General features: G+C 57.5%; 11 protein-coding genes and 3 pseudogenes. 12 read left to right on the forward strand and 2 right to left on the reverse strand.

All coding sequences use genetic code 11. The features are described from left to right. The 3 genes and pseudogenes from PMN64_RS37910 to PMN64_RS37920 form a co-directional block, all read left to right on the forward strand. Nucleotides 1–198: pseudogene (locus tag PMN64_RS37910) on the forward strand (phosphoenolpyruvate phosphomutase); the annotation flags it as partial. 275 nt (nt 199–473) lie between these two features. Beyond that, the gene (locus PMN64_RS37915) at nt 474–1,520 is read left to right on the forward strand and encodes a dipeptidase (protein ID WP_411784450.1); all 1,047 of its coding nucleotides are present in this window, start codon (nt 474–476) and stop codon (nt 1,518–1,520) included. 632 nt (nt 1,521–2,152) lie between these two features. Continuing rightward, nucleotides 2,153–2,215 (forward strand): annotated as a pseudogene (locus tag PMN64_RS37920) (hypothetical protein); the annotation flags it as partial. A gap of 42 nt (nt 2,216–2,257) precedes the next feature. Here the strand turns inward: PMN64_RS37920 and PMN64_RS37925 are convergent. Further along, complete coding sequence (locus PMN64_RS37925; protein WP_411784451.1) at nt 2,258–3,349, reverse strand: aminotransferase class V-fold PLP-dependent enzyme; 1,092 nt, start codon at nt 3,347–3,349, stop codon at nt 2,258–2,260. Between the two features lie 671 nt (nt 3,350–4,020). Here PMN64_RS37925 and PMN64_RS37930 point away from each other — a divergent pair. From PMN64_RS37930 to PMN64_RS37970, 9 genes and pseudogenes are all read left to right on the forward strand, one after another. Beyond that, nucleotides 4,021–5,229, forward strand: coding sequence for a pyridoxal phosphate-dependent aminotransferase (locus tag PMN64_RS37930; protein ID WP_411784452.1), 1,209 nt, complete (start codon nt 4,021–4,023; stop codon nt 5,227–5,229). Nucleotides 5,230–5,248: 19 nt separating this feature from the next. After that, nucleotides 5,249–6,064: a phosphocholine cytidylyltransferase family protein gene (locus PMN64_RS37935; RefSeq protein ID WP_411784453.1), complete on the forward strand. Its 816-nt coding sequence runs from the start codon at nt 5,249–5,251 to the stop codon at nt 6,062–6,064. Beyond that, nucleotides 6,061–6,687: a CDP-alcohol phosphatidyltransferase family protein gene (locus PMN64_RS37940; protein WP_411784454.1), complete on the forward strand. Its 627-nt coding sequence runs from the start codon at nt 6,061–6,063 to the stop codon at nt 6,685–6,687. Before PMN64_RS37935 ends, PMN64_RS37940 begins: the two co-directional genes overlap by 4 nt. 43 nt (nt 6,688–6,730) lie before the next feature. Further along, on the forward strand, nt 6,731–7,894 hold the full coding sequence (locus PMN64_RS37945) for a PLP-dependent aminotransferase family protein (RefSeq protein WP_411784455.1): 1,164 nt from the start codon (nt 6,731–6,733) through the stop codon (nt 7,892–7,894). Next, nucleotides 7,891–8,409 (forward strand): GNAT family N-acetyltransferase, encoded by a 519-nt coding sequence (locus PMN64_RS37950; RefSeq protein WP_411784456.1) that lies wholly within the window; start codon nt 7,891–7,893, stop codon nt 8,407–8,409. Before PMN64_RS37945 ends, PMN64_RS37950 begins: the two co-directional genes overlap by 4 nt. 147 nt (nt 8,410–8,556) lie before the next feature. After that, nucleotides 8,557–9,387: a class I SAM-dependent methyltransferase gene (locus PMN64_RS37955; protein ID WP_411784457.1), complete on the forward strand. Its 831-nt coding sequence runs from the start codon at nt 8,557–8,559 to the stop codon at nt 9,385–9,387. 29 nt (nt 9,388–9,416) lie between these two features. Continuing rightward, nucleotides 9,417–10,430, forward strand: a complete 1,014-nt coding sequence (locus PMN64_RS37960) for a succinylglutamate desuccinylase/aspartoacylase family protein (protein ID WP_411784458.1) — start codon at nt 9,417–9,419, stop codon at nt 10,428–10,430. Between the two features lie 1,024 nt (nt 10,431–11,454). Continuing rightward, entirely contained in the window at nt 11,455–12,594 is a 1,140-nt protein-coding gene (locus PMN64_RS37965) for a PLP-dependent aminotransferase family protein (RefSeq protein WP_411784459.1), read from the forward strand. Nucleotides 12,595–12,604: 10 nt separating this feature from the next. Continuing rightward, nucleotides 12,605–13,030 (forward strand): annotated as a pseudogene (locus PMN64_RS37970) (succinylglutamate desuccinylase/aspartoacylase family protein); the annotation flags it as partial. Between the two features lie 9 nt (nt 13,031–13,039). On the opposite strand, the gene PMN64_RS37975 reads toward PMN64_RS37970, so the two are convergent. Further along, nucleotides 13,040–13,272, reverse strand: a 233-nt coding sequence (locus PMN64_RS37975) for a hypothetical protein (RefSeq protein WP_411784460.1), incomplete at its 5' end; no start/stop codon positions are given.

Consider the following 13,272-nt stretch of genomic DNA (forward strand, 5'->3'; position numbering starts at 1 on the left):
GTCTCCACAGTGATCTGGGCCAACCATGCTATGCGAGCTGCAATAGCAGCGATGCGACAGGTCTGCCATCGTATCCTCACTGAGGAGAGCACTGCCAGCATTGAGTCGAATGTTGCGACGCTCGACGAAGTCTTCGGACTCTTGAGGTACGACGAGCTCGCCCGGGCTGAAGCGCGCTATCTTCCCCCTCCTGACTGAGGGCAATAACGTCTCATTCATACTGCAACACACAATCATTCTCGAAGGGCAATTATCTACGGAACGATCTTGGCCGCGGCAATCGTGATGCAACGCAGCTAGCCTTTCAGCCACGAGGCAAATGCTGGCATAGCTGCTGTCCCTCAATCGAACTGATGGCGAGATGGGTTGTTTGCGAAAATCGGCCGCCTTAGCGGCTCCGATGGCCAACACCGCCATGGCAACCCGACGTCCTGAGGTGGGAGCGACATTCAGCAGGCGGAAGAGAATCTGCCATGATCGAAATCTTCGATGGACACAATGACACCGTCCACCGTTTGCTGGAATATCGCCCGGATGGGATCGACTTCTTGACGCGCTCAAGCGACGGCCACTTGGATTTGCCGCGTGCATTAGACGGCGGCCTGATCGGCGGGCTGTTTGCAATGTTTGTCCACCCAGAGCAACGGCCCACGGATAACCTGACCGTCACCAAGACCGGCTACCAGGTCCGTCTGGCCGATGCGTTGGATGCGAGTTACGCCAGGCGCAGGACTAACGGCATGCTCGACGCTCTGAAGAACCTTGAGGCGCGTGCTGAGGGCAAGGTTCGTATCGCTACAAGCGTCGAAGAGATCAAAGCTGCGCGCGGCGCGGGATCATTCGCCATTGTACTGCACATGGAAGGCGCCGACGCCATCGATACAGACATGGTCGAGCTCGAGAACCTTTACCACGATGGTCTTCGCTCGCTCGGGCTTGTCTGGAGCCGCCCCAATATATTCGGCCACGGAGTTCCATTTGCATGGCCAAGCTCACCAGATACCGGACCCGGGCTGACTTCTGCTGGGCGCGATCTGGTGAAAGCATGCAATTGGCTAAGGATCATGATCGATGTGTCCCATCTAAATGAGAAGGGCTTCTGGGATGTGGCGCGATTGAGCGACGCGCCGCTGGTAGCTACGCATTCCTGCGCGCACGCAATATGCAGCTCGACAAGAAACCTGACGGACAGACAGCTAGACGCCATCCGCGCGTCGGACGGAGTCGTGGGCGTCAACTTTTCAGTGAAGAACGTGCGCCCCGATGCCGAAGACAACGCCGATACGCCGCTTCACATGCTCGCGCGCCATTTCCGCTATTTGGTCGACCGCATAGGCATAGAAAGGGTGGCGATCGGATCGGATTTCGATGGTACGATAGTCCCAGCGGCGATCAAAGATGCGAGCGGTCTCCAAAATGTGATTGCAGCCTTACTGGCGAGTGGTTTTGACGAAGACTCGATACGGAAGATTGCTTTCGACAATTGGATGAGGGTATTCCAACTTACTTGGCGAGGATAAGACGGCGCTGACAGGGTCTTCCCGGACCCCCGCCATGCCCCTCGCCGCCATCGATCGTCTCGTCCGCCACACCGCCATCTTCGAGATGAACGTCGAGAGCTATCGCCGCTGCACTGCGAGCGAGCGAAAGCGCGGTCCTGGACCGCCGTCGGAGCACGCGACACAAAAACCGCTCGCTTATTGACCCTCCCCGACAGTCAGTGCCAACAAAACTTCCCCCACCCGGAAAGCCGCGCGATAGCCAGCGAACGCAATGAAGAGATTTCTGGCACTGTGACCGCAGTTACGCGGTGTCGATCCCGACGCGGTGCGTTGGAGCGATTGGCAGATGCCCGTGCCGTTGCACCACTCGCGAACACCTCGATAAGGATCGTACGTCCCCCCAGCATAGACAAGTCGGCTTTCTGCGGCGGCTGCGGTCGGCGGGGCTTCGGGTTTTGCAGCGGCGAGCAGCTGACGAAGCTCCAGAAGCGGTCCGAGTGTGCATTGGTCGTCCATTGCATCGAGACGCAGTGGAGGGGGCCTTGTCACTCGTGGGCGGAGACCCTCTTTGACAATAGCTTCTCCTCAAAGGAGCGTCTCGGCGGCTGAGGAAGAACTCGATGTTGATCGCTGTCGTCGGAGCAGGGATTATGGGTGCGTCGCTCGCGCTTCATCTCGCCGGGAACAAAATGACGGTATTGTTGTTTGATGGCGCCGCCCCAGGCTTTGGAGCGACCAGATCAAGTTTCGCGTGCCTAAACTTCTTCGCTGGGGCGACGGACGACGGCGAGCGCCTCCACCAGACGGTCGAGATCCGCCTCCTCAGTATAGAGCGCCGGCGTCACGCGGATGCATTGCCCCTTGGCGACACCCGCCCGGCGCACAGTGAGCACCTTGTAGCCGTCCCTGAGCTTTGCCACGACGGCGTCGTTGTCGGACTTGCTTGTCTTGCCCGCAAGGCGGAAGGACGTGATGGCGCTGTAGAGTCCGACCTCATCCGGCGTCAGGATCTCGATATCCCTGAATGCCCGGACACGACTCACCCAGTAGTCGCGCAGATAGCGCAGGCGAGCCTGCTTCGCGGCCGCGCCGATCTCCTGGTGGAGCGCGATCGCCGCGGGCACCGTCAACACGGCGGCGAAATTGACCGTGCCCGTGTGCACCCGCGAGCGGATGTCGGTCTCCGGAAACTCTTCGTCGCCCATGTCGCGGTCGATGTCGGCGAGGCGGTCCTTCCTGATGTAAAGGAAGCCCACTCCGAGCGGCGCGCCGATCCACTTGTGCAGGTTGAAGCCGACGAAATCGGCCTCGAGCTCGCCCACCTTGAAATCGAGCTGCCCCCACGAATGGGCCGCGTCGACGACAGTGTCAATCCCCTTTACCTTCGCCATGCGCACGATCTCCGCGATCGGCATGACGAGGCCCGTCCGGTTGCTGACGTGGGTGAGGAGCAAAAGCCTCGTCTTCGGGTTCGCGTCGAATGCCCGGGCATAGGCGCCCAGCACGGCCTGCCGGGTCGCCGGCTCCGGCACGTCGAACTTGACGACGTCGACGCCGCGCCGGGCCTTGAGCGCGTTCATCGCATACTGCATCGAATCGTAGTCGAGATCGGCATAGAGCACGGCGTCACCGGACTTCAGCTTGTTGTAGCCGCCTATGAGGAGCTGCAGCGCTTCGGTCGCACCACGCGTGAGCGCGATCTCATCAGGGGCTGCGCCGGCCGCTTCTGCCACCTTGGCGCGCACGGCCTCGAAATCGAGCCAGAAGCGTTGCCGCACATAATAGGAATTCTCGTAGTTGACCATGTCGGATTGGCGGATGAACTCGCGCCGCACCGGCTCGGCCATGATGCCCCAGTAGCCGTTCTCTAGGTTGACTACATCCGGTGTCACCGCATAGAGCCCGCGCACGGCACTCCAGTAAGCCTTGTCGGTGACGCGGGTGGTACTGTCGGAATCGGATTGCAGCATGTTTCAAATCGGCCTAGTGCATCGGCATGCTTGCAAATGATGGAAGCCATCGCCAAGAGCAAGTCTAGACGCCAACGACCCCGAGCACCGCAAAAGGCGCAACTCCCGCCCTCAATTCTCTAACGACTTACAAACCATCGCGCCCGGGTCAACTACCAACGTTAGTAATTGATCCAGTGACAGAAGCACGTCAACTATATGACGAATGAGCATCGCACCGGGCAACCGTCAGCCGCAAGGAGTTCAGCATGCAACTTCACTCACAATCTGTTCTGGACGACGGCCGTGATCGATCCGCTGGCTCCTCGGCTCCAAAATATTGCGTGCTCAGATCTGCTTCAACCACGCCCCTCCTACCTTGTGTAAGTGCCTGAAGGGTGTCTTGGCGCGATGAAGAGGTCACCGGTCTCGATGGACTCTTAAGCCCCAATGACTGCGATCCACTGACCGCACGGAAGAGTGATATCTGCCGAAACCCATCGCGTACCGGCGGCCAAGCCGTTGGGATCGCCTTAACAAACTCGACAATCAGCTCGGGAGGAGCGCACATGTTGGCGCAACGGATGTCTTTGCTGTCAGGTTCAGGCACTGCCGCCGCCCGTGAGGCAGCCGCGCTAGCTACCGCGGCCGGCCGTCAGATCGTCGATCTTGCGGCCGGCGAAGTCATCATCGAGCCACCATCATCAGTCTGTGAAGGAGCGATCGCCGCCATCAGAGCTGGGACGAACCGCTACACTGATGCCATCGGTCTGATGGCACTTCGCAAGGCTGTTGCCAAAAAGCTATCGGCAGAAACAGGCATCGACTGGAACACGGATAACATCGTTATCACTGCGGGTGCAAAGCAAGGACTGCTCGACGCTGCCTTAGCCGTCCTCGATCCGGGTGACGAGGTCATCATCATTCGCCCGTGCTGGCCGACATTCCCGTCCCAGGTTCTTCTCGCCGGCGCAAAGCCCGTGTTCGTTGATGCTCGTCCCCCGACATATATTCCAGATATCGCTGCAATTCGCACCGCTGTCACACCGCGCACGAAGGCCATTATCATCAACTCGCCGAACAATCCGACCGGCGCAGTCTATGATCGAACGACTCTACAAGCTATCGGCGATCTCGCAATCAACTACCAGCTCTGGATCGTTTCCGACGAATGCTACTCCAGCTTCGTATTCACCGCTGAGCGCCATGAGTCGATCGTCATGGCGCATCCGAGCGTACGTTCACGGACGATCCTCGTCAACGCCTTCTCCAAGGAGCTGGCGATCACCGGTTGGCGCCTAGGCTATTTCGCTGCACCCGCAGAGATCGTTTCCGCGGCCAAGAAGCTACAGAGCCTTACGACCTCGAATGCCAATGTCATCGCGCAGCATGCGATCCTGCACCACCTTCAAGTCGGTGACGGCAGCTTTGAACGGGAGATGCATCAGCGCCTATCCGAGGCTCGGAACATTGGTCTTCGCATTCTGTCTGGGCTGCACGACGTGACCCCGCTGAACGCCGATGGCTCATTCTTCTTCTATCTCGATCTGACTAGGCTTATCTCCGTTCTGCCGCCCGGAGGTCCCGTTCGATCGACCGACGATATTGCGCGATTGCTTCTGGAAGAAACCGATGTGGGATCCGTTGCCGGCAGTACCTTTGGCGACGTGAACGGCCTGCGTCTCTCCTTCGGCGTTCCACCCGACCAATTGGAGTCGGGACTGAACCGCGTCGTCAAGACCCTGAACGGCTTGAAGACCAGGCAAGCGGCGGCCTGAACCTGACGGATATTTTGAAATGCTCAATGGCACACGGGCCGTGATCCTTGCCGCAGGAATGGGCTCGAGGCTGCGGCCCTACACGGAATTCGTTCCGAAACCGCTGGTGGAAGTTAACGGAACCCCCATGCTGCACAACGCGCTCCATCAGTTGTCCGAGTTTGGCATCCGTGGAGCAACCATCGTCGTGGGTTATCGCAATGACGCTATAGACCAGTCCTGCGGCTATCGGTTCGAAGATGTCGACATTGAGTATGCCCACAATCCCATCTTCGATCGGACCGGCAGCGCCTATTCCCTATGGCTAGCGCGGGATACAATGCTTGCTGGCGACACCGTCTTTCTCGAAGGCGATGTGTTCTTCGAGCGAGAAGTCCTCGAAAGAACACTTCGAACGGTCTCATCTACCAAGCAGAGCGTAGCGGCTGTTGCGGCGTTCAACGCAGCAATGAGTGGTTCCGCCGTCGAGCTTGCTGACGATGGTTCTGTCCTCACGTTCATCATGAACCAGGCGGCCGTTGAGGCCCAGGCTAGGGGTCTTTTCAAGACCATCAACCTGATGCGCGTTTCCGCAAACGCCTCGCGCGAACAGCTTGTGCCGGCACTGCATCGGGCTGTGGAAAGCGGGCATCGTACGACCTATGTCGAACAGATCCTCGCGCTGCTTGTCGAGAAGCGAGAACTGCGGCTTTCAGTGGCGGATTGCAGCGATACCCGTTGGTTCGAGATCGATAGTGAAGATGATCTGCACCTGGCGGAGAAGATCTTCGCACCACCGATGGGCCGGGCACTTCCCCCGGCAAGTTCCATCTCGCTGGCGGGGGCAAGGCGATGATCGGGTACCTGCGCGACTATGCAAATGCCATCACGGCCCTCGCCTATCTGTTTGCCGTGATCGGGCTGTTCCTGGCTTTAAACCGCAAGATAGAGCTCGGCGTTGCGGCAATGCTCTGGACCTGGTTTCTGGATCATTGGGACGGGCACGTCGCTCGCAAAACGAGCCATCTTCGTCCTCGAGGCGTGCCGGAGTTCGGAAAGAGCTTTGATGGCTTTGCCGACTTCCTCCACGGAGTCATTTTCCCGGCTGCGGTGATCATGCTTATCAGTCAAGGCACTGCCCTGTCGCTCGTAGCGAGTTTATTTCTCGTCTTAGCCGGAGCCATCAGGCTCAGCTATTTCGAGAATGTGGGTCTCACTGCTGACGCTCGGTTCACGGGTATTCCCGTTTCGTATGATACACCACTTCTTGCCGTGCTCCTGCTCTTACGGCCGCAATTTCCTGTCGATGCCTTTCCGACGATCGCGGCGATCGCTTTTATCATACTTGCACTGCTTCATGTGACGACTGCGATCGAGGTTCCGGCTATTCGAGGGACTGCAATTCCGATCGCTACCGCCTTCGCAGTCGCTGGCTCACTCGCTTTGGTGATGATCTCCCAATCCGGTCTTCAACAATAGGATCTGCGATCAACTCATAAGATTGCGACTAGCGAGAGCGAAAATGAACGACGTGAGCATGCTTGGGCAAATGCCACCTGTGTCACCCGAAGCGATAACGATCGACTTTGGTCGGAATTTTCCGCCACCCAGCCCCCTGGTTCAAAGTGCTTTAACGGACACATTCGCCGAGCTTGGATGCGCAAATATCGCGGATGCCATTCGATTTCCGCGCTTCATGGGAACTGTGGGCGACCGAGAAGCTGGAGCAACTTGGCTTAGCCAACGGCTTGGTCAGAAGCCGAACGTGGAGCGTGTCGTACTCGCAAACGGTTCACAGAGCATCCTGGCGATGCTGATGGCTCGGTTCGTCAAGCCCGGCGGGGTCCTACTAGCAGAAGAGTTGACCTATCCAGCAATCAAGCCACTTTCGGCCCTGTTCGGCATCGAGCTCCGCCCTGTGTCGATGGATGTTGAGGGGATTGATCCGGCAAGTCTGGACAAAGCCTGCATTGAGCTTGGCGCCAACGCTCGGGCCCTCTACTGCATGCCCACACTGCATAACCCAACGTCTGCAACCATGTCTGATGCAAGGCGCGCTGACGTTGCGGCAGTGGCTCGCCGATATGATCTTTGGGTTTTTGAAGATGATATTTACGGAATTCTGCCAGAACAGGCGCCTCCCCCCCTCTCGCTTCATGCGCCCGAGCGCAGCTGGTACATCTTAGGACTTAGCAAATCCCTCGCCGCGCAGCTTCGGGTGGCGTATGTCGTCGGCCCCAACTCCGACATCTCACAAGATGTTTTTTGGCCTGGAGTGCGGACCACAAATTGGATGGTCGCACCTTTAGTGGCGGAGGTCGCATCGCATTGGCTCGCAAATGGCATCGGCTCAGAAATACTGCGATCGGTGCGAGCAGAAACCTTGAGACGCCGGGCCCTTGCCGCGTCGATCCTTCCCCGCAGGCAGATAACCTCAAGCGAGTTCAACTATCATCTCTGGATTGACTTGCCGGAGGCATGGCCGCTCAACGCCTTTGTCAAGGCGGCCCGCGAGTCTGGAGTGGCTGTTGGACCCGGAGAGTCATTCGCCGTTAACAATCAACAGGGCGACCGCAAGTTTCGGATCGGTCTGGGCGTGCCGCCGGATCAAGACCAACTTGTTCGCGGGTTGAAGGCAATTGCATCGCTTATTGACGCACCTGCGGATCGGGAGTTGAACCAATGAAGGGCCAGTTAACGCATGCTCCCGTAACAGGTCAGTTCCCCACCAGCGCTACCGATCTGCACGTTTGTCTCATTTCCGAAGAAGCAGGACTTGACCTCCGGACTTCGGAGTTGGCACCCGCACCTCCGAAACCAGTGCCCGCTTATCCTCACGCCAAGGCCCTATTTCACGTCGGCGCCTACTGTGGGTCAGTCTTGGCGTCCGTCGGTACATTTACGCTCGAAGACATGGACCCCGATCAAGGAAGTCAGCCATCCGGGCGCAGTTGGAGAATTCGTGGAATGGCAACGGCCAAGGGTTTTCGTCGCCATGGATTTGCCAGCGCCGTAATCGAGCATGGTCTACGTGAAATCCGTAGGCGTGGTGGGCTTCTTGTATGGTGCAATGGGCGAACAACGGCCATCTCGTTCTACCGACATCACAAGTTCGAACAGATCGGCGGTGAGAGGCGGCTCCCGGGGCTTCAACCCCACTTCCGCTTCAGACGAATTATAGGACAGTCGCATCATCCTTGAGCCGCAAAGCTAACACCGGCCCCGCTCGCCATTTCGGATTCTGCTCATCTTCGGGGTTGGCTCAGCATGGGGGTTATGCGTGCGGCCTGCCTAAGCCCCCTCTTGGATCGGTGTCGGAGCGAACGAAACGTTCTTTGGAGTGCTCACATGCCGACACAGGCTTCAACGAAATCTGCTGGATGGAAACATTATCAGACGCTTGGCGAGCACTACGATAATGAACGGCCGGGATACCCTATCAGCGCAATACATGAGATCGCGTCGCGGTCTTTGTCCTTGAGTCACGGTTCCCGCCGAATAGTCGACGTAGGCTGCGGGACGGGTATCTTCACCCGAATGTTGGCCGATGCTCTTGACGGATCTTTTGAAGTCCTTGGTCTGGAGCCAAGTTCGATAATGATCGAGCGCGCTATTGAAGTAACAAAGACCAGTCGGCCAATTCAGTTCATCCAATCTCCGGCCGAGCAACTTCCGTTCGGCGATCAAACCGTTGGGGTGATAACGGCTGCTGGTGCCGCACAACTCTTCGACCGGACACACTTCTATGCAGAAGCTCATCGCGTCCTGGTAGATACCGGCCTCCTCGCGATCCTGCAGAATAAGCGCCGTCATGAGACTGGCTTCTTCCAGTCCTTCGAGCTGTTCCTCGAGGAGTTCGTCCCCGGCTATCGAACAGGCACATATGCGGATGCTCGCGGCGGACACTCGGTCGCCAATTTCGATGATGAGCTTGCCTCAGATAATCGATTTTCGAAGGTCATGATCCAAAGATGGGACTGGCCCAGAACTTTCACTACCCAGAGCTTTGAGACATTCGCTTTATCCACAATCCAACTCAAAATGGCACGGGCCGCGCGTGGTAACGAGCTCATCATCAATGAGCTACGGTCGATCTTGTCCCGCCATTGTGATGCCAGTGGGACCATTGATGTGACCTACAGCGCCGAACTCACAACTGCAGTGCGGATTGTGCAGTAAGCATATCCGGTCGATGAAGCGGAAACACCATGCAAACCTCAAGAATCTGGTCTGAACTCGATTTGCAGAAAGAAGGCAAGGCCACCGGCTATCTTCGCGTGCCGATCTCGACCAATGCCTCAGCATACGGATGGATCCCGGTGCCGATTGCGAGCATCAAGAATGGATCGGGCCCCCGGGTGTTATTGATTGCCGGTAGCCATGGCGATGAGTGGGAAGGCCAGATCATGCTCATAAAGCTGATCCAGTCGCTAAAGGTACGGGATATCAACGGGCATTTGATAATCCTACCTGCGGCGAATGCGCCAGCGGTCCAGGCAGGCCAAAGAGTCTCTCCCTTGGATGACGGAAATCTAAATCGCAGCTTCCCGGGGGATCCGAATGGGACTCCGACGATGATGATCGCCCATTTCATCGAAGCGGTCCTGTTACCGGGCTGCGATCTGGTTTGTGATCTTCATTCGGGAGGGAGCTCGCTGGAGTACCTGCCTTCTGCTGTGATTATCGCTGCGACGTCTGCTTCACAACTCCGCCAAAGTGTCGACCTCCTCCGTGTCTTCGGCTTACCTGTTGGGTTCGCAACTGATGCATCGACAGGCGGAGATCGCAGCTTGACCGGCGCTTGCAATCGCGTGGGGAGCGTCGCTTGTCTTTCGACCGAATTGGGTGGAGGCGGAACCGTCTCACGCAATGTGCTACGCGCTGCAGAGGATGGTCTTGCGCGCATTTTGCATCATGTTGGTGTCTTGAACGCAGCTCCGAAGGAGCCTCATTTTGGTTCTACCCAACTTCTCTACCGCGTTCGACCGAACGACTTCGTCTACTCTTCTGCAAACGGTTTATTCGAGCCGTTTGTGAATCTTGGCGATAGCGTCACCGATGGTCAGGAGGCGGGCCGCATTCACTTCACTGAGGAGCCTTGGCGGAAGCCTGTCACAGTTCACTTTGGAGTGGGTGGCATCGTCTTGTGCCGGCGTTTTCCGGCGCGGGCAGCTCTCGGTGATTGTCTGTTTAATGTCGGGAAGACATGGACCCCTGAATAGCACGATCGAGCTACCAGGACAGGCATTTTCATCGCTCAAGGAGCTACATTTCGCTCGTCAATGGTCAACCCAGGTCCTGCTCGTCGACGTCAAACCAAATAAGCGACCGAAATAGCCCAACTCGCGCAGAATCGATCATGCGGTCGAGACAAATCACAAGAAGTCGGCATTACATTTTTGGTACGGCCTGGTCAGGCGCTGAGTTGGCTAGCTGCTAAGTCGCGGTCGTTGGTGCGCATGCGCTGGGGCAGGACGATGCTGAGACGATCGAGCAATGCCGCCTGCGCAGGATCGGGCCGGATCACGCCGCGCAGGCACATTTGACCAAGGGTCGCGGTTGGTGACGCGACGTCGCGGAAATGGATGGGCGCGAGCTCCTCAGCCAGCCACGGCAGGTCGTTTTCTGCGCGCAGTCAACCTACCAACCTTCGTAATTGATCTAGCGATCGAAGAGGTCAAGTATTCGGCTGATGAACGTGGTGCTGCCTAAGCGTCAAGGAGTTTCGCATGCGACCTCAACCACACTCTTGTCTCGCATACAGCCGCTACCAACGCGCTATCTCCTCGGCTCAGGCAATGCAGCGTGCGCAGGCAGACTACAACCCGACCGCTTCTCTCCTCATGGAAAGCACGAAGGGGGCTGGCCGGAGCCTCGTTAGGGCGTCGATGCCGGTCCAATTCAACCACAAGAGACGATTGGAAGACATCAGCTGGCTTGATGAACGCTTAGGCCCAATCGGCTACTAGCAACTTGCCGTACTGATATTTGTCAAACTAGATCGCCTGACGGTGCGATTCAGATCACCTGCGCAAGTCGTAGGAGCGCGCACATGTAGGCGCGTAAAGGATATCTTTGCCCTCACATTCGAGTACCGTCTCGGCTCATGCCCGCGATTTGTTGAAGAACCCTTCCGATAGCGAACACATCCGTCACCTCGATTGGACCTTATCTATTCCCTCCGCCACGGCTAAACCGGCCGATGCCGGACCAACTGCACGAAATCGGACTTCAGGAGCGTCCAACATGTCAGTAGCTGCCGTAGATACTCTCGCTGCCCTGCCACAGACGGGCTTTGTTGATTTCCGGCGCAATTTCCCGCCCCCAAGTCCGCTGATCAAAGAGGCGCTTAGTAATGCTCTGACGGAATTGCTAAACTCACCCACGCTTCCCGATGATCTTCGTTTTCCGCGCTTCAATGGAAGTGAGAGAGATTGTGCAGCAGGTGCAACGTGGCTCCAACAGCGCTTCAAATCACGCCCCTCTGAAGATCGCATCGTACTATCGAACGGGACCCACAGTACCGCACTCATGGTGCTTGCTCAAATCGCCCGCCCGGGTGGCGCAATGCTCACCGAGTCAATAACCTATCCCGGCATAAAGCCGCTGGCGCGTTTGCTTGGAATCCAGGTTCACGGTGTCGATATGGACGAGGATGGAATCCGTCCAGATTCGTTGGCCGATGTTGCGACAAAGACAGGTGCAAGGGTGCTTCATTGCACTCCGACATTCCAAAATCCTACAACCACAGTGATGCCAGCCGAACGCCGGCAGGCGATCGCAGATGTCGCGCGCAGGCACAATCTTCAAATATTAGAGGACGACATTTACGGCATACTCCTAGACGACGGCCCCTCGCCCATGGCTTCTTATGCGCCTGAGCGCACTTGGTACATGTTGGGTCTGAGCAAGTCATTGTCGCTACAGCTGCGTATTACGTACCTTTTGACGCCTGAAGGAGCTCTTCCCAGCCAATATTTCTGGCCGGCGACGATGACTACCCACTGGATGCCGGCCCCGCTTCCGACCGAGGTTGCCACGAAGTGGATTCTCGATGGGACCGCCTCTCGGCTCCTCACATCTGTTCGTGAGGAGACGGCCGCGCGTCAACTCATCGCGAACGACGCTTTACGTAGCGTCCAGGTTCGCAGTCATCCCCGATGTTATCATCTGTGGATTGATCTTCCTTCGGGTTGGTCTTCAGATGCGTTCGCTGAGAGAGCCCGACGGATCGGCGTTTTCATATCCTCAAGTCGCTCCTTTGCCGTCGACGAAGCATCTGCACCAAACAAGTTCCGACTCGGTCTCGGCGTGCCTACCGACCGTGCGGTACTTAAGGCCAGCCTCGAAGCTTTGCGCGATCTCTTGAGCGACGAACCTTATTAGGGCCCGACATATGCGCGGTAACGACTTCGGCGATCGCAGCCTGGTTCGGGCGTGCAACCGATCGGGTGGCATACCCTTCCTCTCCACTGAGTTGGGCGGTGGTGTTACTGCATCTATTGCAGCCCTGGAGTTGGCCAAAGACGGACTTCTTCACCTCCTCGAGCATGTCGGTTGTCTTACAAGGACACCCTCCGATCAAACGCCGCGGCCGAGTTCTCGGTATCGGCGGGTTGCTTTTAGCAGTTTGGTCTTCGCTCCCTCCACAGGAGTGTTTGAGGCATTCGTGCAGTTCAGGGATTTGCTCGAACGTTGGTCTGACGCCGAGGTCATCCACAATCCCTCCGAGCCCTGGGCTCCGCCTCGGCGAATTCAGTTCGATCAGTCAGGTCTTGCTCTGTGCAGGCGATTTACAGGTCCGATCACGCAGGGAGACTGCTTAATTAACTTAGGCATACCGATCAGTGAGGCTGTGAGCGGAGCTTTTATCCGGACCACACTGGCGCCAACCACGATCGACGCCTTTGTTGCATGCACACTGGCGAAGTCTGACGATCTCCATGTTAGTACTGTTCAGCCTGGCAATGGTGAGGATCAGACTCATGGCCGGCAGCGAACTTGTCGCCGCCGGGATCTGCAAATGACGGCCTGACTGGCGATGAACGTCGATCGACTTGGGCC

Origin of the sequence: Bradyrhizobium sp. UFLA01-814, from assembly GCF_046718885.1 — a bacterium.
In the GTDB taxonomy this organism is placed as follows: domain Bacteria; phylum Pseudomonadota; class Alphaproteobacteria; order Rhizobiales; family Xanthobacteraceae; genus Bradyrhizobium; species Bradyrhizobium elkanii.